Origin of the sequence: Metabacillus crassostreae (assembly GCF_016908395.1) — a bacterium.
Lineage (GTDB): Bacteria > Bacillota > Bacilli > Bacillales > Bacillaceae > Metabacillus > Metabacillus crassostreae.
Map to the genome: position 1 here is coordinate 1355633 of NZ_JAFBDU010000001.1, position 23502 is coordinate 1379134.

At 33.2% G+C, this 23502-nt stretch carries 18 protein-coding genes and 1 pseudogene; 10 read left to right on the forward strand and 9 right to left on the reverse strand.

Annotated features, from left to right (window positions below; genetic code table 11):
• Nucleotides 1–2 precede the first annotated feature (2 nt).
• Both pdhA and JOC75_RS07110 read right to left on the reverse strand, forming a co-directional pair.
• Entirely contained in the window at nucleotides 3–1118 is a 1116-nt protein-coding gene (pdhA, locus tag JOC75_RS07105; RefSeq protein ID WP_146946910.1) for a pyruvate dehydrogenase (acetyl-transferring) E1 component subunit alpha, read from the reverse strand.
• Between the two features lie 631 nt (nucleotides 1119–1749).
• Nucleotides 1750–2412 carry a YkyA family protein gene (locus tag JOC75_RS07110; RefSeq protein WP_239589305.1) on the reverse strand — a complete coding sequence of 221 codons (663 nt, stop codon included), beginning with the start codon at nucleotides 2410–2412 and terminating at the stop codon, nucleotides 1750–1752.
• Nucleotides 2413–2968: 556 nt separating this feature from the next.
• On the opposite strand from JOC75_RS07110, the pseudogene JOC75_RS23890 reads away from it, so the two are divergent.
• A pseudogene (locus JOC75_RS23890) lies at nucleotides 2969–3049 on the forward strand (YjcZ family sporulation protein); the annotation flags it as partial.
• Nucleotides 3050–3358: 309 nt separating this feature from the next.
• Nucleotides 3359–3913 (forward strand): peptide deformylase, encoded by a 555-nt coding sequence (gene def, locus JOC75_RS07120; RefSeq protein ID WP_204953318.1) that lies wholly within the window; start codon nucleotides 3359–3361, stop codon nucleotides 3911–3913.
• A gap of 118 nt (nucleotides 3914–4031) precedes the next feature.
• On the opposite strand, the gene JOC75_RS07125 is transcribed toward def, so the two are convergent.
• Both JOC75_RS07125 and JOC75_RS07130 read right to left on the reverse strand, forming a co-directional pair.
• On the reverse strand, nucleotides 4032–4805 hold the full coding sequence (locus JOC75_RS07125) for a Cof-type HAD-IIB family hydrolase (protein WP_204953319.1): 774 nt from the start codon (nucleotides 4803–4805) through the stop codon (nucleotides 4032–4034).
• Nucleotides 4806–4820: 15 nt separating this feature from the next.
• Nucleotides 4821–5732, reverse strand: coding sequence for a DMT family transporter (locus tag JOC75_RS07130; RefSeq protein ID WP_204953320.1), 912 nt, complete (start codon nucleotides 5730–5732; stop codon nucleotides 4821–4823).
• 608 nt (nucleotides 5733–6340) lie between these two features.
• Here JOC75_RS07130 and JOC75_RS07135 point away from each other — a divergent pair.
• Nucleotides 6341–6550, forward strand: a complete 210-nt coding sequence (locus JOC75_RS07135; protein WP_146946923.1) for a DNA-dependent RNA polymerase subunit epsilon — start codon at nucleotides 6341–6343, stop codon at nucleotides 6548–6550.
• Nucleotides 6551–6555: 5 nt separating this feature from the next.
• Nucleotides 6556–8223: a ribonuclease J1 gene (gene rnjA, locus JOC75_RS07140; protein WP_204953321.1), complete on the forward strand. Its 1668-nt coding sequence runs from the start codon at nucleotides 6556–6558 to the stop codon at nucleotides 8221–8223.
• 113 nt (nucleotides 8224–8336) lie between these two features.
• Here rnjA and JOC75_RS07145 read toward each other — a convergent pair whose 3' ends face one another.
• Nucleotides 8337–8999, reverse strand: a complete 663-nt coding sequence (locus JOC75_RS07145; RefSeq protein WP_204953322.1) for a potassium channel family protein — start codon at nucleotides 8997–8999, stop codon at nucleotides 8337–8339.
• A 421-nt stretch (nucleotides 9000–9420) separates the two neighbouring features.
• Here JOC75_RS07145 and JOC75_RS07150 point away from each other — a divergent pair, with 421 nt between their 5' ends.
• A complete protein-coding gene (locus tag JOC75_RS07150; RefSeq protein WP_204953323.1) occupies nucleotides 9421–10521 on the forward strand; it encodes an AbrB family transcriptional regulator in 1101 nt (366 codons plus the stop codon).
• 233 nt (nucleotides 10522–10754) lie between these two features.
• Here the strand turns inward: JOC75_RS07150 and recQ are convergent, their stop codons facing one another.
• Nucleotides 10755–12899 (reverse strand): DNA helicase RecQ, encoded by a 2145-nt coding sequence (gene recQ, locus JOC75_RS07155; RefSeq protein WP_204953324.1) that lies wholly within the window; start codon nucleotides 12897–12899, stop codon nucleotides 10755–10757.
• 277 nt (nucleotides 12900–13176) lie between these two features.
• Nucleotides 13177–15525, reverse strand: coding sequence for an immune inhibitor A domain-containing protein (locus JOC75_RS07160; protein WP_476703446.1), 2349 nt, complete (start codon nucleotides 15523–15525; stop codon nucleotides 13177–13179).
• Between the two features lie 651 nt (nucleotides 15526–16176).
• On the opposite strand from JOC75_RS07160, the gene mreBH reads away from it, so the two are divergent.
• The 3 genes from mreBH (at nucleotide 16177) to JOC75_RS07175 (ending at nucleotide 18085) form a co-directional block, all read left to right on the forward strand.
• Complete coding sequence (mreBH, locus tag JOC75_RS07165; RefSeq protein ID WP_204953325.1) at nucleotides 16177–17184, forward strand: rod-share determining protein MreBH; 1008 nt, start codon at nucleotides 16177–16179, stop codon at nucleotides 17182–17184.
• Nucleotides 17185–17652: 468 nt separating this feature from the next.
• Entirely contained in the window at nucleotides 17653–17790 is a 138-nt protein-coding gene (locus tag JOC75_RS07170; protein ID WP_168714469.1) for a protein YkpC, read from the forward strand.
• A 28-nt stretch (nucleotides 17791–17818) separates the two neighbouring features.
• Nucleotides 17819–18085, forward strand: a complete 267-nt coding sequence (locus JOC75_RS07175) for a hypothetical protein (protein ID WP_204953326.1) — start codon at nucleotides 17819–17821, stop codon at nucleotides 18083–18085.
• A gap of 217 nt (nucleotides 18086–18302) precedes the next feature.
• On the opposite strand, the gene JOC75_RS07180 is transcribed toward JOC75_RS07175, so the two are convergent.
• Nucleotides 18303–19466, reverse strand: a complete 1164-nt coding sequence (locus JOC75_RS07180) for an acyl-CoA dehydrogenase family protein (protein ID WP_204953327.1) — start codon at nucleotides 19464–19466, stop codon at nucleotides 18303–18305.
• A 177-nt stretch (nucleotides 19467–19643) separates the two neighbouring features.
• Here JOC75_RS07180 and JOC75_RS07185 point away from each other — a divergent pair, with 177 nt between their 5' ends.
• On the forward strand, nucleotides 19644–20876 hold the full coding sequence (locus tag JOC75_RS07185; protein ID WP_204953328.1) for an aminopeptidase: 1233 nt from the start codon (nucleotides 19644–19646) through the stop codon (nucleotides 20874–20876).
• A gap of 243 nt (nucleotides 20877–21119) precedes the next feature.
• Nucleotides 21120–22040, forward strand: a complete 921-nt coding sequence (locus JOC75_RS07190) for a CobW family GTP-binding protein (protein ID WP_204953329.1) — start codon at nucleotides 21120–21122, stop codon at nucleotides 22038–22040.
• Between the two features lie 378 nt (nucleotides 22041–22418).
• Here JOC75_RS07190 and JOC75_RS07195 read toward each other — a convergent pair whose 3' ends face one another.
• Nucleotides 22419–23342, reverse strand: a complete 924-nt coding sequence (locus tag JOC75_RS07195; protein WP_204953330.1) for a ketopantoate reductase family protein — start codon at nucleotides 23340–23342, stop codon at nucleotides 22419–22421.
• Nucleotides 23343–23502: the final 160 nt, after the last annotated feature.

Genomic DNA, 23502 nt, shown 5'->3' on the forward strand with positions numbered 1-23502 from the left:
GCTTATTTCGACTCCTTTGCTTTGTAAATTTCATATTGCTCTTTTAAGTTATAAGGCATTTCTTCGTACATGATTTCCATCAAGTCCGTAACCTTTTGTTTAGGATATTTATCTGCTTTTTGGATTGCTTCTTTAATATCTTCTTTTGCTTGTTCAATCACTTTATTTTCTTCCTCTTCGCTCCAAATACCTTTTTCTTCAAGGAATTTACGGAATCGAACTAAAGGATCTTTTGCTTCCCATTCGTTTTCTGTTTCTTTTGTACGGTAACGAGTTGGATCATCTCCAGCCATAGTATGAGGACCATAACGGAATGTTAAAGTTTCTATTAAAGTAGGACCATCACCATTTACTGCACGGTCACGAGCTTCTCGTACTGCTGCATAAACAGCAAGTGGATCCATACCATCTACTTGAACACCAACAATTCCGGCTGCAACTGCTTTTTGTGCAATTGTTTGAGCAGCAGATTGCTTTTCAACAGGAGTTGAAATTGCGTAACGGTTATTTTGAACAACAAAGATCGCAGGAGCTTTGTATGCACCAGCAAAGTTAATTCCTTCATAGAAGTCACCTTGTGATGCTCCACCGTCACCAGTATATGTGATTGCAACTGCTTGTTTACCCTTCTTCTTAAGTCCAAGTGCAACACCTGCAGTTTGAATGTATTGTGCACCAATAATAATTTGTGGTGACAAGCAATTTACTCCTTCAGGCATTTGATTTCCGTGGAAATGACCACGTGAGAATAAGAATGCTTGATAAAGTGGTAGGCCATGCCAAATAATTTGAGGCACATCGCGATATCCTGGTAATACCCAATCTTCTTTTTCTAAAGCATATTGAGAAGCAATTTGAGAAGCTTCTTGTCCAGCTGTTGGAGCATAAAAACCTAAGCGACCTTGTCGATTCAAGGAGATAGAACGTTGATCCAAAATTCGTGTATAAACCATACGACGCATTAATTCCTTTAACTGATCGTCGGTAAGGTTTGGCATTGCCGTTTCATTAACGACTTTACCTTCTTCATTTAAAATCTGGAATGTTTCGAACTGCTTAGAAATAGCTTCAAACTGTTTTTTACTGTCTACAACAGCGCCTTTTGTTTTTGCAGCCATCTTATAACCTCTTCCTTTCCTTTTTAAGAGTGTGTTCAAAAAATTCTTGAACTTTTTTAGTATTTAGTAAGAGAATTCCAATATTCACAGCCTTAGGTTACCCTAAAACATAAAGGATGACACAATTTTTTCGAATTCGTACCTACTTACTTTTATACCACTCATGAGAGTAGTAAAAACTCTCTCTATGTATGGATTCTAAGAAATAAACTATTTTAGACTGTACTAGTTAAGTTTTATCGCAAACTAATACAACCTTCATAATACATTATTAAGTTTACACTACTATTTTTAAATTCGTCAATCAGTTTGTATAACGATTTCTTAAATTAAAATACTGGAGAGGAATAAAAATTTTATTTTGAATTCCCAACTGTATTATTACAAAGAAACGATCTGTAGTAGTTTTTATAGTACAGATTATTAAAATTTTAAGGAAATAAGTTTTCAGACGCCCAATCTAATTAAACGACTCATAAATTCTCCCCTATCCTAACGTAACCTGTTTAATTCCGTTACAGAATTTCACTTTCCCTAAAAAAGACCTTTTTTTGCTAATCCCGAGCTAAACATAACTTTTCACCAAAAAAATAGACGGACTTGATGGAAATCATTCAAGTCCGTCTAACCTTTACTCAGTTTCTTCAATATTTAGTTCAGCTTGTTCGTAAAATTCTAGTTTTAATTGATTATATTCTTCCGTCAAAGAATTAAACTCTTCATTTTGTTCTATAATTTTTTTGTAAGATTCATTAATTTTATTGATTTGGGATTCCAATTCTTCAATTGTTAAGTTTTCTTGTTGTAGCATGCTATAAAGTTCTTTATCAAGTTCTATAGAGCTTTTATAGTTGTTAAATAACCGATCATAAGAGCTATAACGTTCACTCATTGTATCTTTAAGCTCTTCTGCCTTCTTCGCTAGTTTTTCATCTTCAATCTTATCGAATTCTTCATTTACAGTATTAAATTCTTCTTGTGAAGACTTGATACTATCGTATTCTGCTTTCATCTTTGATTCACGGTCTTCAACTATACTTAATGCTTCTTTTGATAATTCAACAACTTTTTCAAATTCTTTCATTCCTAAGCTCATAATTTCATTATAAAGCTCTGATTCTTTTTTCTCTAAATCTAATAAAGGCTGTTGTTGCTTCTTAAATGAGTCCTCCAATTCAACAACTTTTTCTAGTTTGTTATATATATTTTCTTCTGCTGATTGCCCCATACAAGCAGAGAGAAATAATACACATATCAATAATAAAACTGATTCTTTAATAAATGTTTTTTTCATCATTGTTCCCCCTAAAAATTAACACAAGTTTACTATAATGTTTTTAACTTATTTTTACAATTACACAGTTTCTCTAAAAAATATGACTAATTAAAGTTAAATTTTCTCTTAATAAGGCTGTTCTCCAAACTTTGTTGTTTTTATAATTATGTTGGAAACAAATCAGTATAAAGTCTAATGACAGCTTTTCTTCTACAAATCGTACCTTTTATGCGATATACACTGGTTGCAACAGAAAATGGCTTCTAAAAGCAACAATTTTTCAGAAAAGATTCTTTAATAATGTTAAATTGAACTTAAATTATGAATCTGAAACCAAAACTTGATAAACACTACTACATAATATTACATCATATGAGCTTGTCTTATATATATTACAGCGAAAACAAATTTAAATATAATAGGCGAATGACTATACACATTTTAACTACTTTCATATTGTGTACTATACGTCAAGACAAAAGGCGTAATCAACATTAGGAGGTTGTTAACTATGCATAACTATTATGGATGTGGATATGAAAATTACGGGTACGGATATGTAGCTCCAACAACAGGATATGGTAATAGCTTCGCGTTAATCGTTGTTCTATTTATCCTTCTTATCATCGTTGGTGCGGCTTATATTGGTTACTAATCACTCTAAATAGAAAATGAATGACTAAACGTATGACCCCCACGACTATTCCCATAAAACCCAAATGGGAAACATAGTGTGGGGGTTTTACTCTTTTTAATATAAGTTCAAACTTCTTATTTACTGATATATTGAATTTCTCCAATAGTTAAAAATTCATCAGAAACACAACACTATACTTTTCGTTTTTCATTTATTCATTTATAATTTTATATCATAATGAAACTATAGAATGATTAGCGGCTGTTGAACATACATAATTTTTAAGTTCTTATATTAAAGCTATACTTATTAAAGGAGTGTTACATCATGATTACTATGGAAGATATTATTAGAGAAGGCCACCCAACATTAAGACAGATAGCTGAAGAAGTTGCAATACCTGCATCAAATGAGGATAAATTAATTTTAGAAAAAATGCTTGAATATGTTAAAAACAGTCAAGACCCTGAGATTGCACAAAAGTACGAATTACGTCCTGGAATTGGTCTAGCAGCACCGCAGATTAACGTTGCCAAACGGATGCTTGCCATCCATACAATAGATGAACAGGGAGTCCAGCATAGTTACGCACTTTTCAATCCAAAAATCGTAAGTCATTCGGTCGAAAAGAGTTATTTAACCTCTGGTGAGGGATGTTTATCTGTAGATCGAGCAGTACCCGGAATTGTGCCACGCTATGCACGTATCCGTGTTAAAGCTGTTAATTTAGAAGGTGAACAACTTGATATTCGATTAAGAGGTCTATTATCTATCGTGTTCCAACATGAAATCGATCATTTAAATGGTATTATGTTTTACGATCATATTGATAACAATAATCCCTTCAAAGAACCAGATAACGCTATTGCAGTAGATCGATAACAGTTAATGTTAATTCTTTTAAAATATATCTGCTAAACATCGTTGCAGATTTCTGGTGGTGCTTAAAAATCATCATTAAGCTATAACATAGAGTTAAGATAAGAAGGGATTACCCTTCTTATTTTAATAACCCAAGCTTTTCAACAGCATATTGTATACCATTTTCATCAACTGGTTTTGTAATAAAGTCTGCTAATTCTTTTAATGAATCAACAGCATTCCCCATTACTACACCTGTCCCAACATATTCAATCATTTCTAGATCATTAAGTCCATCACCAAATGCATAAATATTTTCCTTCGTAATATTTAAACGTTTTGCTAAGTGTTTAATCCCTTCAGCTTTAGAACCATTAACAGGTAATATATCGGTTGAAACATCATGCCATCTGATAAGCTTAATATCTTCATATCTTTGGTAACCTTTATCCTGACCCTTTTCGCAAAACAATAATGTCTGGTATATATTTTTCTCAAGATAATAATTTCGATTCTGCTCTGGATGAGTAAATTTTAAACTTCCCATACTTTCCTCAATTAAAGGATGTATACCTGTTGTGGCCATCATATTCTCTTCACTCATAAAAACAAGCGGATGATTTTCTTTTTCTGCAAAATCTAATAAATTTGCTAATGTATCCTTATTAAGAGGATTCTCATAAATTACTTCATTCTCAAATACAACGTATTGTCCATTAAAACTAATAAAAGATTGAATATCTAATTCTTTACGTAAATCTTCAAACATAAAAGGAGCTCGCCCTGTTGCAATAGCTACGTGATGTCCATGTTCTTTTAAGCTTCGAATTGTATCTCTAGTAGATAAGGGAATTTCCTTATCATGATCTAAAATGGTCCCGTCAATATCAAAGAAAATCACTTTTTCGCTCATTATACTGTTCCCTCCTTATACTACTTTACTGTTTAAGGCATTTTTCTTTCTGGAGGTGCTCGTACTTAAATACACACCAGTAAATACAACAAATAAACCAATTACCATATTAGCGGAGATTTTCTCGCTAAGCAATAAATATCCCCATAGCATAGCTGTAATTGGCACGATATAGGTAACGAGGGAAGCAAATTCAGCACTCCCCTCTTTTACCATATAATAATAAAAGAGATAAGCTATACCAGAACCTAATACTCCGAGACCAATAAGAGAAAATAATATGTCAGTTTTAAATGAGGGAAATATAACACCTTCATTACTCATCATCATTAAGAAAAAACTAATAATAGAAGATAAACCTAATGTAAGAACAGAAACAACAACAATAGGCACATCCGCTAAATATCTTCTTGCTAGTTGTGCACCAAGCCCATAACAAAACGTTGCAAAAAGCATAGTGCCAGCACCTATAAAGTTTTCTTTTAAAAGACTATTAACATTTAAATTTAATAATAATAAAATCCCGACAAAGCCTGTAAATACACCTAACCATTGCCTAGAACCCAAACGGACCTTAAAGAAAATAGCCCCAATTACAATTGTCCATATTGGTGTTGTAGCATTGATCACTGATGCAAAACTACTTGATATTTTTAATTCGCTCATTGCGATAAATCCAAACGGCAGTGTATTATTAAAAACTGCTACAAGCAACAAATAAAGCCATGGCAATCTTTTTTCACGTAATTTCCTTAATTCTTCTCTTTTAAATACTATTAACACAACACATAAAGTGATTGTCCCCAAAAAACATCTCCAAAACACAACACCCCATGGTCCTAACTCTTCTACTAATATTTTTATAAATAAAAATGAAGCTCCCCAAATAATGCTAAGAATTACTAGCGAACTATATAACTTTCTCAACCTAATGTTTCCTCCTGATGATGTAATTTGTTTTTTCTGTGTAAACGATAAGCACAGTCTTAAAAATTTATTAATTTAAAGAGACAAATATTAAGCTAATTAAAAAAAAGAATAGTGTCAATCATTCACCATTATTTCCCACCATTAGTTATGTAAGACTTTAGCATGATTTACATATACTACTGTTGATAAATTTTAAAATGGACGGTTAATTTTATTATTTTTAGGAGGAATATTTATGTTGAAAAAAATTAGAAGATCATTAAAAAAACAATGGAAACATCTGTTAAAAAAGCGAACTATCGCTTAATATAAGAAATAGTAACTTATTTACATGGATAAATGGTACCATTAAATTATAGATCTCTTAATAAGTAACTGAAGTTACGTTATAATATATTAAGTTAAAAGGTAACCGGAGACACGTCATAAAGCGCTTTATCAAGAGGTATCAACTGATGTAATATTAAAGTTTTCACAAGCTAATTTAGCTTCAAACCCAAAAGTTAAACATTCACTTTTCTAGTCGAGGCTTGGCTTGTTTGTAAATATCGAATATAATAGAAAAAGTTAGTACAACATACGGAAGCTAAGGAGAGATTTGGTAAATGATTTTCAAGGTTTATTATCAAGAGAAAAAAACAGAGGTACCTGTTCGCGAACGAACAAATACTCTTTATATTGAAGCATCGACTGAAGGAGAAGTACGTTCTAAATTAAAGGACCGTCCTTATAATATTGAATTTGTTACACCGCTAGATGGAGCATATTTAGAATATGAAAAGCAAAGTGAAAATTACAAAGTATTGGAGATTTGATGGGTATGAAATTTGTTAAGAATGACCAAGTCGCTGTTTTCGCCTTAGGTGGACTCGGTGAGATTGGTAAAAACACGTACGGTGTACAATTTCAGGATGAAATCATCCTAATTGATGCAGGGATCAAATTCCCTGAAGATGAGTTGCTCGGTATTGATTATGTTATTCCAGATTACTCTTATTTAGTAAAAAATGAAGACAAAATTAAAGGTTTATTTATTACGCACGGACACGAAGATCACATTGGTGGTATTCCATATTTACTTCGCCAAATAAACATACCTGTTTATGGTGGTAAACTTGCATTAGGTTTATTAAGAAACAAGCTAGAAGAGCATGGTCTTTTACGACAAACAAAATTAATTGAAATTCAAGAAGATGACATTATTAAATTCAGAAAAACTTCTGTCACTTTCTTTAGAACAACTCATAGTATCCCTGATTCATATGGGATTGTTGTGAAAACACCTCCAGGAAATATTGTACATACTGGTGACTTCAAATTCGATTTCACACCAGTTGGTGAACCTGCTAACTTAACAAAAATGGCTGAAATTGGTCGTGATGGTGTACTTTGTTTACTCTCGGACAGCACAAATAGTGAGATACCGAACTTCACTATGTCTGAAAGACGTGTTGGAGACAGCATCCATGAAATCTTCCGTAAAGTTGATGGACGTATTATATTTGCAACCTTTGCATCTAATATTCATCGTTTACAGCAGGTTGTTGAAGCCGCTGTAACATACGGTCGTAAAGTTGCAGTATTTGGAAGAAGTATGGAAGCAGCAATCAATATCGGACAAGAATTAGGATATATAAGTTGCCCTAAAGATACTTTTGTAGATGCTCACGAGATTAACCGTATGCCTGCACATAAAGTGACGATATTATGTACTGGAAGTCAAGGTGAACCTATGGCAGCATTATCTCGTATTGCAAATGGAACTCACCGACAAATTCAAATTATCCCTGGTGACAATGTAGTATTTTCTTCTTCACCGATTCCAGGGAACACATTAAGTGTTAGCAAAACAATCAATCAGCTTTTTAGGGCTGGCGCTGAGGTAATACATGGTTCTTTAAGTGATATTCACACTTCTGGTCATGGTGGACAAGAAGAACAAAAACTTATGCTCCGTTTAATGAAGCCTAAATACTTTATGCCAATTCATGGAGAATATCGTATGCAGAAAATGCATGCAAGACATGCTGTTGATTGTGGAGTAGAGGAAGAGAATTGCTTTATTATGGACAATGGAGAAGTATTAGCAATCGGTGATAAAGAAGTTGGAGTAGCAGGTAAAATCCCTTCAGGCTCTGTATACATTGATGGTAGCGGAATTGGCGATATCGGTAACATCGTTTTACGCGATCGTCGTATTTTATCTGAAGAAGGCCTGGTTATCGTTGTTGTAAGTATCAATATGAAAGACTTCAAAATATCTGCAGGTCCTGACATCATTTCTAGAGGATTTGTCTACATGAGAGAATCTGGTGATCTTATAAATGATGCTCAATCTCTTATATCGAAGCATTTGAATAAGATTATGGAGCGTAGAACAAGTCAATGGTCTGAAATTAAAAATGAGATTACTGACACACTTGCACCTTTCTTATATGAAAAAACAAAACGCCGTCCAATGATTTTACCGATCATAATGGAGGTTTAAATTACAGCAATAGGCCCCCCGAAACTTCAATCGGTGGGCCTATTTTTATCTAGATAAACAATACAGCTGTTCAATATAAGTTTTCAAATTACAAACATGTCTTTCTTTACGACTTAATCACCTAATAATCTCTTCTCAAACCTATTAATATCAGTATCAGCACCAATAACAATTAAGATATCATTTTTTCTTATCATTTCGTTTGCTTGGGGAGAAACAATGATGTCTTTATCCCGTTTCATCGCCACGATGTTAATACCATATTGAGCACGGATATCTAAATCAATAATAGAATTTCCATCAAGGCGTTCATTAGCAACAATCTCTACAATACTATGCTCATCTGACAACTCCAAATAATCCAGAACATTATTTGAAATAATATTATGAGCAATTCTTTTACCCATATCTCTTTCTGGATGAACGATTCGGTCTGCACCAATTTTTGAGAGTACTTTCTCGTGATAATCATTTTGAGCTTTAACGGTAATATGCTTAACACCTAATTCCTTAAGCATTAAAGTAGTTAAGATACTCGCTTGAATATTATCACCAATAGCAACAATTACATGATCAAAATTCCGAATTCCTAAACTCTTTAACACAGTTTCATCAGTTGTATCACCAACAACAGCATGTGATGCTACATTAGCAAATTCATTCACTTTATCTTCATCTGTATCAATTGCCATCACTTCCATGCCTTCTTCACTTAAAGCTCTACATATACTGCCGCCAAATCGACCGAGCCCAATTACTGCAAATTCTTTTTTCATATCTATTCCTCCGCTAACTTAAAAAATATAATTCATACTTATAAACTATTTTCTATAACATTGTAACTAATGGAGCTATTATGCAAAGAGACATTGTATGTAGCATAAAAGAAAAAGTTATTTATCTTCATGCTTTTTGACTACCTGTTTCACTATTATCTAATTTGATTTTCTTTAATCATAAATAAATGAAAATCGAGTAATTTTAATGTTGATATAAAAATCCTACCACACACAATAGAAATTTTACAGTATTACGACAAATTATCTTTCCTTGGAGATAAGCTTAATAAAAACACATATCATGATACAACTGAAGTATGAATATGATAAGTGATTTTCACTTAATAAGAATATCACTAGATTAAATTTTAATTATTTATGATAAAATATCATAATAGATTCAGTGGAGGATTTATTTATGAAGAATAATATAGTTAATATTGTATCACCATACATAATAGGTATTGTAGGCGGTTTATTGTTTCACATTTGTCAGGCTCCACTAGCATGGATACTTGGACCAATGTGTAGTCTAATTGTCTTTAAATCTTTCCCCAAACACAAAAATACATATTATCAACCTGCCTTTTTAAAGAATGGCTCTTTTATTATTTTAGGGATTTCTTTTGGACTATCATTTACAAAAGAAACTTTTTTAACAGTTGGTCCATATGCTCTGCCATTTTTATCAATTACGATTTTCTTAATATTGATTAGTATTATTAATGGCATTTTCATTAGTAAATTTGTTAACATTGATAGAAATACAAGTATATTAGCTTCCATACCTGGTGGTTTAACGGAAATGGTCGCTGCGAGTGAATCATTAAATGCAAATTCTTCTCTTGTTACCATCTTTCAAACTGTAAGATTATTAGCTGTCGTCTTCTTAGTGCCTTTTACAATTCTTCATTTATTTGAACCTAGTAATTTTTCAGAGCTAGTGAAAATAACCGAACATAACACTAATCCACTTTCTTTTATATGGTTTATTTTAGCTGGTATTGTTGGCTGGTTATCGAGATTAAAATTGCCTGCAGCATATGTAATAGGTCCCCTCCTAACAATTGCATTATTAAATGTATTAGGCATATCTTTACCAAGCTTTCATGAGATTTTTTTCATTTTTGCACAGCTTTCAATTGGAGTAAGCTTTGGATTGATGATCTCATTAAATGATTTGAAAAAAGGTGGAAAATATTGTGGACTTTATTTAATAACAACAATGATCTTAATAGGAGCTAGCTTTGGGGCAGGTTTCCTTTTTTCAACGTTTACAAATCTCGAATTAGCAACAGCTATGTTATCATTTGCACCAGGAGGTCTAGTAGAAATGGTTCTCACAGCATCTACTATTGGTGCTGATTCTGCAGTCGTAAGTTCGTTACAATTCATACGCTTATTATTTATAATAGGTATTGTTCCGTCAGTTTTAAAATTTGTATTACGAAATAAAACTACGAATGAAATTTCAACAAATTATACCTCTACACCTATCAATCCCGAAAGAGATAGATAAGTGTAGAGGTTATTTAGTAAATGAATATTTATTGAGACCTCAGTGGAAGAAGGTTGTCAGAAGACCTCACAGGTTCGCACTTACGAGGAAGGCTCCCTGACATAGAAAGAATTGTCCTTTAAAGAAGCCGGTAGTTGCCTTGGAAAAAACGAACTTCATTTTTTCCAAGGTAAACGAATGCCTGTTACTGAACTCAACAACAAAGTTTTTTAACAGAGTCTAAAATAATTTTTTCAATGTTCAACTAGTTCTCTCTTCATTTTACAAATTACAGCTTTTATCTGAAAATAATCTATGTCTTTTGGCATAGCTTCTTTTAATGGTTTTAAAAGCTCAGTATCTAATTGCTTTACTATCTCTAAAATCAGCTTTTCTTCCTCTGGTGTAAAAATTTTCAACCAATCTATTGAATGTCCTTCCTCTACACAGCGAATAATGTGGTTTTGAACAGTTATTTCTGATAAATCTCTATTTTTGCTAATTTCTTTAATTGTTTGACCTGCATTATATAATTCAAATGTAATAACATGACTTGGAGTTTTACCATTATCAGCAACCCCCTCTGTCTTACCACTGATTTGCTGTACTTGCTTAGTTGTATCTCTTTCTAGATTCAAGAATTCACATATTGCTTTAATAAACTGATCGCCATAACGTTCCAATTTTGTTTGAGCTACACCTTTTACTGCTAAAAACTCTTGATCATTTGTAGGGCATTTACTACTCATATCCTTTAAACTGCTATCTGAAAAAATAATATATGGTGGAATTTTAAGCTCTCCTGCTAATTCTCTACGAATTAGCTTTAATTTTTCAAATAATTCATCATTCTCTTCAATAGCATTGATTATAATTTGTTCTTTTTTAAACACTTGTTTTTTCTCAACTAACACATGTAATGCCTTCTGAGTAAGCTCTAACACTGGATATTGAGAATTCGTTAAAGAGAGGTAGCCCTCCGCAACAAGAAAATCAATAAACTCGACAATTTGCTTTTCTGTTTTATTTTTCATTAGTCCATATGTTGAGAGGCTTTTAAAGTTGAACTGAGATATTCGCTTATTATTAGATCCTTTTAAAACTTGGGCTACGAGTGTTTTCCCGAATTTTTCATTCATTCGTTTTACACAAGATAAAACCATCAGCGCTTCATTTGTTACATCTATTTTTGAACGTGTATCACGACAATTTATACATTTTCCACAAGCAGGTACAGGCTCTTCTTCACCAAAATATTCAACGATATAGGTTTGGATACATTTCTCAGTATGACAAAGATCAACCATTTGCTGAAGTTTTTGGTATTCATGAATTTTTTTATCATCATTTAGTGTAGATTGTTCAATTAAAAACTTTTGTAGCTGAATATCCTGTCCAGCAAAAAGAATTGTACAGTCACTAGGTTCTCCATCTCTACCTGCTCTACCAGCTTCTTGGTAAAATGCCTCAATATTTTTCGGAAGATTATGGTGAATGACATATCTTATATTTGATTTATTTATCCCCATACCAAATGCATTTGTAGCAACCATAATATCTAATTCGTCAAATAAAAACTTTTCCTGTTGATTTCCTCTTTCTTCTTCATTTAAGCCCGCATGATACTTCCCTGTTCGAAATCCACTTTTATTTAAAAACTGGTAAAGTTCATCAACTTCTCTTCTTGTTGCAGCATATACGATTCCAGCTTGATCTTTGTTCATTTTGATATATCTTTTAATAAAATCTCGCTTATTTTCACCTTTTACAACATTGAACGTTAAATTATTTCGTGCAAATCCAGTTACAAATGTATGATCTTCTTGTATGTCTAGTAGCATACGAATATCATTTGTCACTTCTTTTGTAGCTGTTGCTGTTAGTGCTATAACCTTTGGTCTAACAGGTAAGTCAGCAATCATCTTTTTAATAGATCGATAACTCGGACGAAAATCATGCCCCCATTGAGAAATACAATGAGCTTCATCTACGGCAATCATAGAAATTGGCAGTGAGAAAAGTAATGAACGAAATGCTGGAGCTTCTAACCGTTCTGGTGCTATATAAAGAATTTTAAATATCCCATCTTCTACCTTTTTCATTCGTTCCCTTACTTCATTATTTGTTAAACTACTATTTATATATGTTGAAGATATACCCACACTTGATAGCGCATCAACCTGATCTTTCATAAGTGAAATTAATGGAGAAATAACAATTGTAACACCCTCAAATAAAAGTGCAGGTATTTGATAGCATATAGACTTCCCTCCACCGGTTGGCATTATTGCCAGTGTGTCATTTCCATTTAGAATACTGTCAATAATTTCTTCCTGCCCTTTTCGAAAAGAAGTATAACCGAAATATTGCTGTAATTGATTTTCTGCTAGCTTTAACAATTTCCATCACCTAAATTCATTGATTAATATCTATTTAGTAGTATAACATGTATAAATCTATTAACTATTTATCAGAATTAGATTTTATCAGGATATTTTACCGTTTTGTGGGATGAAGTTTCTGAAAGATTTTTTATTGAAGATTGTAGGTATTATCCGCAACATATGTTTGTGCTTTTAAAAAGATTGTTTTTGCTTCTTTAAAAACAGATCACCATCCAAAAAAACAAAAAACAAACACAAAATAGGATCACCCTACCTTGTGTTTGCTTTTAAATCACTTATGAATCCAAACTGCTCCTGCAGAATTGTCTTTTGCCTCACCAATTACTTCAAACTTTAAACCATGTGTTGGAACAATTCGTCCAGCATCTGGAATGGCACTATTAATATAAGTTTTAGAGTCATCAAATTTTCTAGATCCTTTATAACTTAAGAAGTCATATGCCCCACGAGTTGGTGAATCGATATAAAATCCTGGTGTTTTGTCCAAAGAAAATGCAGCATCAGCTATTTGATAGCGAGTACTTTGAGTGACTGTCTTTTGACCATTCAATGTTCCAAATACTGCTTCAGGATGTGAATCAACAACACCTAAGAAACCCTCTCCAGGATGCGCTCCAACCCAGTTATCTGTATAGCTATCATCAGCATACCAAACAACTAATCCTGTGTTATAAACTGCTCCACGAGAGTATGCAAGTGCCTTATCTGAACCTGCATAATTTCTCCACTCTAGGTAGTAGTGATTGTCAGCTTGAGAGTATCCATTAGATACAATAAACCCATCAAGTGTTACAGCAGAATTACTTTCAGCATCATCAGAGAAAATCACTTTGTTATCTGCTGTTACACTTAAATTATCAATCGCAAATCCTTCTGGTGCTAATCCACCATCTGTTACATATTCAAACATCAGCTTTACTTTCTTTCCAGCAAACTGACTTAAATCATAGGATAAATCATTCCATTTTCCTAAAGTAGATTCATAGCCACCTTGTGTATTTTCATCACCAATAACATCTAATTCTACAGTTTCTCCACCTTCAACAACAGCATTTACGTATAAATAATCATAATCAAATTCTACTTCGTAATATGCTTTAGCGTTAAACGTAGCATTTGATACTCCTGTTAAATCAAACTCTGGCGTTTCTAATGTTGTATGAAGGTCATCACCCTTTGTACTGTAATAGTACTTTTCACCGTAAGCTGGTAGTATTCCTTCAACATTCTTTTTTGGTAAGTTTACTTTGATAATTCCCGGATTTTTGGATTTTGTAACACTTTGATCAATCACTGAAGCCATACCTTTTTTATCAATATCCTCGTAGTTAACTTCAAGAATGTTTGCCCAATTTCCACCCATCATTTTTTGGAAATACTCTTTATTTTGTGGCGAAAAACTTGTTGGTGCTGTTCCTGCAATTTTTCCATTCCAGCTTCCACCGCTCATAATTGACCATGAAGCAACAGGCTCACCTTGACCTGTATATTGAGTGTCATATTCATCAGGCAACCCTAAGTCATGTCCAAATTCATGTGCAAATACTCCAACAGCTCCATCTTCAGGCTGGATCGTGTAATCAAATGCTGCTATATTGCCACCCCAATAATCAACTGCAGCATCTGTACCTGCAACAGGGTAGACGCCATCTAAAGTCCAGCGGTGTGACCATATCGCATCATCTCCTAAAGAACCGCCACCAGCTTCCTGACCTGTACCAGCATGGATAATCATTAAATGATCAACTAACCCATCCGGCTCATTTTGATTACCATCACCATCAAGATCGTACAAATCAAATTGATCATATTCAGCTAGGTCCATCCCTGATGCAGCAGCCGCGTTTAGCGCATCTTTCACAAGATCTCTTGGACCCTTTGGATCTAAGTTATCATGACCACCTGCAGGATTGTCATCTCCATATTCCTTTGCATTTCCAGGAACAGTTAACCATTCAGATACAGTTCCATCAACAGTGTAGCTTCCACCAGACTGCTCTTCATAAAACTGCTTAAACGTTTTCACTTTCTCCCCATTAAATAACGTGAATGCTTCATCGCCAAACATTAGTTTTTCATAATGTTCTTTATTGAAGTCATCTGAGTACATATAGCCTTCTTCTTGTACAACATTATTATGCTTAAAATCAGCAAATTCAGTTAAAAGCACTAGAACTTTATCTGTACGAACATCACCTTTGTATGGAGCTTGTTTTGCTGCATTTACTTTTACTGCTCCATTCGGCTTGCCTTTTTTGTAATTTTTATGTCCTTTATTTAACTGCTTAGCTAGCTTGTCCTTTTGTTTCGTTAAGAAATCTTTAGCTTTTTTATCTAGCTTTTCTTTCTGTTCTTCTGAATGATGATGATCTGAATGATCTTCACCTTCACCAGCAGGCTTCGTGCCTTGCTTATTATTAATATATTCATTTACTGCTTTTTTCACTTGTGCAGCAGAAGCATTTTTTGAAATAACTCCCTGCTCCTTCAGTGCTTCAGCTAAGCGATCCTCTGGAATGATATTTAAATCAATAGGTGCAGATTCTAATGGAGCAGAAGCTGCTTGTACGGTTTGAGTAAAAGGTAAGTATGTACCAAACAGCAAGCCTCCTACTAAAATAGTAGTTGTTGACACTTTAGTTAATCGGTACAAGCTTTTCTTTTTTCTTTCTCTTGCTCTTTTCAATTTTCTCACATCTTTTCCCCCTTCAGTTTTTATATAGTAGATTGTTACCTTTTAAAATACTTTTTAAAAGAAACTATTTACTCTATGAAACTATTATAGAATCTTATTTGAATATAATAAATAGTACGAAAATTCTATTTTCTAAAAATTCTAACTAGCATTTATACCTAGTTTATTCTTTTATCTAGGACTTTAAACTCATTTATATCTCTATATCCTAAAAACCATATATATCAATTACTTCGTCACCTTTTCTACCATATAAATTAAAATTCACATTCTAATTCTCTTTTCTTTGAAAAATATTATATAAACTATGCTACTTTAAAATACTTTTACTTTAAAGCTTTTAACCAGTAAAGAATGTTATTTCAATAAAATCTTAAACCATTAAATTGATGACAGTTGTATTACAATATGAAGTCAACCTACAAAAAACTACAGCATATAACAAATAATATAAAAGAACTGATTCACTAAAAAATTGGCTTTAAAAAGTCCATTAACGGCTTACCATCATGGGCATTGTAAAACTTTATAGTAATTTTCACCATTTTAAAAAAGTAAGAAATGAGGTTTATTTATATGTTAACTACTACTGAGATTGGTATTGATTTAGGTACTGCAAATATACTTGTTTATACAAAAAATAAAGGAATTATTCTTAATGAGCCTTCTGTTGTAGCGATTGATACCACAACAAATAAAGTGCTTGCAGTAGGAACTGATGCTAAAAATATGATCGGAAAAACGCCGGGGAAAATTGTAGCAATAAGACCATTAAAAGATGGAGTTATTGCAGATTATGATGTGACTACAGATATGCTACGACATATAATGAAAATTGCTTCTAGAAAGCTTGGAATGTCCATTAGAAAACCTACAGTCGTTGTATGTACTCCCTCCGGGGCCACTTCTGTGGAGAGAAGAGCGATACAAGACGCAATAAAAAGCTCTGGCGCTAAGCAAGTCCATTTAATAGAGGAACCTGTAGCTGCAGCAATTGGAGCTGACTTACCTGTTGAAGAACCGATTGCTAATGTTATTGTAGATATAGGTGGAGGTACAACTGAAGTTGCAATCATCTCTTACGGTGGAGTTGTTACTTGTCATTCTATTAGAATTGCAGGAGATCAGTTAGATGAAGATATAGTTCAATATGTTCGAAAAAATTATAACCTTCTTATAGGTGAACGAACAGCTGAACAGCTGAAAACAGAAATTGGTTATGCGCTTATTCATCATGAAAGTATTGAAAAAGAAATACGTGGAAGAGATTTAGTTACAGGATTACCAAAAACAATTTCGGTATCTTCTCTAGAAATGCAGGATGCAATGAAAGAGTCTCTATTACATATTTTAGAGGCTATAAGAGCCACCTTAGAAGATTGTCCACCAGAGCTAAGCGGAGATATTGTCGACCGGGGTGTGATTCTTACTGGTGGTGGTGCTTTATTGAAGGGACTTCAAGAATGGGTCAGTGAAGAAATGGATGTTCCCGTTCATATTGCTCCTAATCCTTTAGAGTCTGTTGCAATTGGAACTGGAAAATCACTTACGGTTATAAATAAATTACTAAAAGCTGCAAAATAATAAATAATTGCTTTCTGCCAAACTTAAAGTTCTCCATTTAGAGCTTTAAGTTTTTTTGCATGTTATACCATTTATGTTGCTCAGTATATGGAGGATTGTCCCTACTATATTTACCCAGATCATATCAGTTAGATTAAAGCTACTTTTTCCTTAACATTAGGGAATTACAATATACATTCCTAAAAAAGAATCTACATTAGAGAAGCACTTATTCAATTTACAAAAACTTTACAATTTTTTTAGCATCAATTCTGTTATTTTCGAATAAATTATATCTGGCTCATATAGTAATGAAATAAGACACACTTTAATGTTTAACTTTTTGATCGTGCATTCTAGGCATCTTTACATTTAATTATACAGCTTGTTTCAACTTACTAATAAACGTAAGGTTAGTTTTGTCAAAAGTTGTGAAACTTTCTTATATATCACAACGTCTAATATTTGATTTTAATAGGAGGTTCATTTGTGAGAGATCTTAGTAGAAGAATTATTATCAGCTTAACTTTAGCAGTGGTTATTATGGGGGGCATGAGTGTTTCATTAGCAAATATGCCAACTAGTCCTACTTCTAATAATGAAGTTGTTCAAGTTCAAGGGAAATAAATTTACGAAGTAAGGAGGAGCATTTTCATTGAACAAGGGGAAAAACTCTACTTTCTATCAATTCATTCCGTTTTGTTTTCCAATTTTATCTTTACTTATACTTACGAGTAACTTGATAGGTACATATTCAATTTCTGTCGCTGTAGGGATATTATTGATTGGTTTTACCTATTCGTTTATTGCTATGATTTCAAGAAGAAGCTTAATTAGCGCAATAATCAACATGTATGTTATAGGTATCTTAATATTTGGAAGTGGTGTTATGTATATCATGACTATAGCAAGCAGAGTATAAAGTTAAACCTTAAATGACTTATAGTAAACAAAGCATTCTCGAATGAATTATTCACTCTAGAATGCTCTTTTATTTTGCTTTGATGTTTATTATGTGAGCTTTTTATCAGCTCTTTTTAAAAAATCTATCAAACTAAACCTACTTTATGTGAAAATGAGATCGATAATCACTTAAGATTCTGATTTATTCAAGTAGTAATCCGTTGTTTACTATCATTTTAATCTCTAAACGCTCGGTCTCCTAAGATTTTATACGTTATATCATCTGATGGAGGATTATGCAGTCCGGCTCTTACATCACGGTAATATCTTTGAAGTGGATTAGTGTTAAATAAACTCTGTCCTCCTACTACCCTCATTGCCAAATCAACTACTTCAACAGCATCATTTGTTACAATTGTTTTTGTAACTGCCAAATCATAGGCCAATTTAGCACGGTCATCTGGTACTTTATCCCATTTTTCAGCAGTTGAATACATTAAGGTTCTAGCTGTAGTAAGCTTTATATCCATCTCAGCTATTTTTCTTCTTACCTCTGGTACCTCTTTAATTGGATAGGTAAGGCTTGTAGGCTGATATGTTTTGGCAAACTGAACAGCTTCATTTCTAGCCGCAATAGCAATACCGATATAACAAGCTGGTACATGTAGAAGCCACCCTTGTGCAGAAGGTCTTTCTTTTTTTTGTTTTCTTTCCACTAATGCTTCCTCTGGCAGTTCAACTGAGTGTAATAGCAAGTCGTCACTTCTTGTTCCACGCATACCAAGTGTATCCCATGTAGCTTCAATTGATAAACCGTTTGCAGATCTTGGGATAAGAAAATCACCGATTTCACCTGTTGCTTCAATTGTTGCCGGAACAATAAAATAATCAAGTGCAGGTGCTAATGATGTGAAAATTTTCTTACCATTTATGATCCACTTTCCCCCTACTTTCGTTGCAACTGTTTCTGGTTTCCCTCCCCTTGCCGGACTTCCAGAGTTAGGTTCTGTAGCAGCACTATTTATTAGCTTATCTCTTTTAATAATATCTTCACATACATTTTTAAAAGTAGTGTATTCCCACTTTTTTGTTTCCCTAAGATGCATAATTAATCCTAAGTGCCATCCTAATGATAAGGAAGTGGGAGCATCACCCTGAGCGATTTTTTCTTGTACTAATAAAAAATCGTAAAGTGATGCACCTGCCCCACCGAACTCCACTGGTATTGTAAGCTTTAAATAGCCTTCTTTCTTTAAGCGTTCAAAGTTATCAAAAGGAAAACTACCTTCTTTATCATGCTTCTCAGAAAACAGCGCAAATTCCTTGGATAATTCATCTGTTTTTTCTAGTAATTTCTTTTGAGTAATATTTTTTATAAATTGTTCATCTAGATAGTTCACTTCATCACCTCATTAATCCTTATTTTATATACTTTCCTTTTTAACTCAAAGTATTTTGACTTAAAAAGGCTATCTCTTTTCTTTCTTATCAATGTTTTGATAAAATGAATTGAAGAGTTACATAAACTTTTTAAAAAATACATACTACATAATGCACTCATATTAGGAGGGTTATTTTTGTCTAATTTCCAAAGCAATTTAGAAAAATATGCTGAATTAGCTGTACGTGTTGGTGTGAATATCCAACAAAATCAAAACTTAACAATAAATGCGTCAACAGAAGCAGCGGAATTTGTTCGTCTTGTTGTAAAAAAAGCTTATGAAGCAGGAGCAAGAAATGTTTATGTTGAATGGCATGATGATGTTATAACACGAACGAGGTTTGAGTTAGCTTCAAGTGATGCTTTAAGTGACTATCCAGAATGGAAAGCAAGAGGATTAGAAACACTTGCCGAAAACGATGGGGCATTTATGTCAATCATTTCTTCTGATCCTGACCTTTTAAGCGGAATAGATCCTAAGCGTATTGCACAATCAACAAAAGCTGCTGGAGTTGCTTTAACAAAATACCGAAACTACTTACAAGCAGATAAAGCAAGTTGGACAGTTATTGCTGCAGCTTCAAAAGAATGGGCTGCAAAAGTTTTTCCAGATGAAACACCAGACAAGCAAATTGAAAAGCTATGGAAAGCTATTTTTAAAACAACTCGTATTGACCAGGAGGATCCTGTAGAAACCTGGAAAAAACATAATGATAGCCTACATGAAAAGGTAGAATATTTAAATAAAAAGCGTTATAAAAAACTACATTATAAATCAACAGGCACAGATTTAACTATTGAACTTCATGATACACACACATGGGTTGGCGCAGGTAGTGAAAACGAAAAAGGAAATTTCTTTATGGCAAATATGCCTACAGAAGAGGTTTTCACAGTCCCACTTCGTAATGGTGTAAACGGTGTTGTTCAAAGTACAAAACCTCTTAGCTATAGTGGAAACTTAATTGATAACTTTAGTTTGAAGTTTGAGAATGGCCGAATTGTTTCTGTTACAGCCGAAAAAGGTGAAGAGGTACTAAAACAGCTTGTCGACACAGATGAAGGATCACATTATTTAGGTGAAATCGCCTTGGTGGCTCACGATTCACCGATCTCACAATCAGGTATTCTATTTTATAACACACTATTTGATGAAAACGCATCAAATCATTTAGCAATTGGAAACGGGTATGCTTTCTGTGTTGAAGGTGGAAAGAAAATGTCTCGAGAAGAGCTAGAAAAAGTCGGAGTGAACTCTAGTATTACACATGTAGATTTCATGATTGGCTCTGCTAATATGGATATAGACGGTATTTCTGAAGATGGTACTTCAGAAGCAATTTTCAAAAACGGCACATGGGCATTTTAAACTGTTAGTTCAAGAAATAATTACGTTATGATTCATAGAGGTATTAATACCAGCTAATTTATTCTTAAAAAAGTCAGATGTGAATCACTACACCTTTGGTAGGGCTTTCTTCCATAGATTACAATAACAGAATACTAATGCAAGCCCAAACTATAGCTTTATATTGCAAAGTTATGTAAAAGGGTCGAGACTTTTAGTCAGACCCTTTTTGATTTTTTACCACAATAATGAGAGGAAATAAACATGAAGAAAGTAGAAGTATATATTTTATCAGGGTTTTTAGGTGCAGGAAAAACATCATTACTTCAAAATATTTTATTTCAAGAAAAGCAACAACAAAGAAAGATTGCCGTTATTATGAATGAGCTTGGTGAGGTTTCGATTGATTCAAATGCTGTTTCAGAAGAAACACCACTAAAAGAGTTATTAAACGGCTGTGTTTGCTGTACAATTCAGGGTCAACTTGAGGTACAGCTCGAAAACATGTTACGTGAATTTGATCTTGATGCTATATACATTGAAACGACTGGAGTTGCACATCCAATAGAGGTATTAGATGCTTGCCTTTCACCCCTTTTTGCGGAAAAGCTAAATGTAAAAGCAATCATATCGACTGTGGATGCTAAAAGGTGGAAAGATCGTTCAAAATTAAGCATTCAATTACGTAAGCTTTTAATTGAACAAGTACAACACGCAGACGTTATATTACTAAATAAAATAGATTCGATTTCTGAAGATGAACAATCAGCAATAGTTTCTGAAATACAAGGATTAAACAAAAGTGGAAAACTGCTTATGACAGAGTTTGCAAGAGTACCACTTTCGATGATTCAACCTAAAGAAATGATAAACAAACAACAGCATGAATCAGCACATGTACATGAAAAACTCCACCTGCGTACTTATGTTCATACATTTATTCATCCAATTGATTTAAGTGAGTTCGAACAGTTTTTAAGAGAAATGCCAGATACAATATACCGAATTAAAGGATATATAGGCTTCACCCATTCATCAGATAGCTACCTTTTCCAATATTCTTATGGTATGCCCCTATATATGAAAGAACCGATGAAAAGGACGCAAACACTAGTATTTATCGGTGAAGACTTAGATCACAACATGTTGAGAGAAAAACTTTTACTTTTAGAGAAACATCAATAAACTAAAAGAGGCTGGGACATAAGTATTTAGGCTAATGACAACCCGAATTATTAGGTGATATTACGGGTTATCATTAGCCTAATAGTTCGGGTATTTATTTGCCTTCTTCAATAGATTTTTTTAATTTATCATACAATTTTTAAGAACTAGTTAATGAAGCGGAAGACAACTCGACTCCTATGGGAATAGAGGAATGAGAGTGTCTCCAGCGTAATGGAACGAATATTATTTCTTTCAACTGAACTAAATTTAGATTGATTCGTTTTTTTGTATCACTTCTTTAATTATGCCTTATTATTATGTATTAATTATTATTTCGAAGTAATTTACAGTTATTCTATCTTCATCATAGTCGAAAGCAAATGAAGAAAAAAGCCGTTAAGCAAAGTGCTGTTTGTTATAGGTAGAAAGATTAGAATAAGTCATTTTTAAGTATGGTGTATGGATATTATTTTCTTTAGCTAAAGTTAACAAGTGACCATGTAAATGCTCTCCTTCAATGGACTCTTTCTTTTCCATATCTCTTTGCATAGACGATTTCATATCATATGACATTTCGTTTATTTTATGAAGTTGTAAATTCTCAATATGATCATCAATAGGCGCACCAATTCCTCGCATAATTGACCCAATCTCTAAAAATAAATTTTCAATCATCTCTAATCCATATTTCGCTTCTCTTATTGGACCAATACTTGAACGAAAAAGAGTAGTAATACCAGAAAGTCCGCTAATGAACATATATTTATGCCACATATCTTTTAAAATTGTATCACTTTTTCTTATGGATGCTTTTGTTTGTGAAAAAGCCTCATTAATTTTTTGTATTCTATCTGTTTCTATTCCGGTAAATTCTCCATAAACAAAGTCATGGGTTTTGCTTGATTGAATTATGACTCCATCTTGATCAACTGTTGATTCAACAAAACATAAGCCACCAATAACTTGATTTTCTAGAAAAGTACTTTTTAGTACGTCTATATGCTTTATTCCGTTTAACAATGGGATGATTACAGTTTCCTGAGCAACAAAATGTTTAATATCCTCGATAGCATTTTGTAAATGATAAGATTTTGTACCAATTATCACAACATCATATTTCTCATGACTCAAATCAGTACTTACTATTGTTTTTGGTGAAAATGAATAATCTCCATGAACACTTTTTATCTTAAGTCCATTCTCTTTCAGTTGTTGTTGACGTTTCTCTCTAACAAGGAAGGTAACATCTACACCTGATTCAGCCAATCTTCCACCAAAATAACCACCTACTGCTCCTGCTCCTACAACTAAAACCTTCATTATCTCAGCTCCTTTTCTAATGGTTATATTAAAGCTTAATGTTGATTTTTCATATGTTCTACTAAAGCACTGTAAGACTTAGACATCATTCTTGACAAGGAACTTCTACTTAACTATAAGTATTCTTAACACCCATTCTTTTTATTATCTATTTTACTAG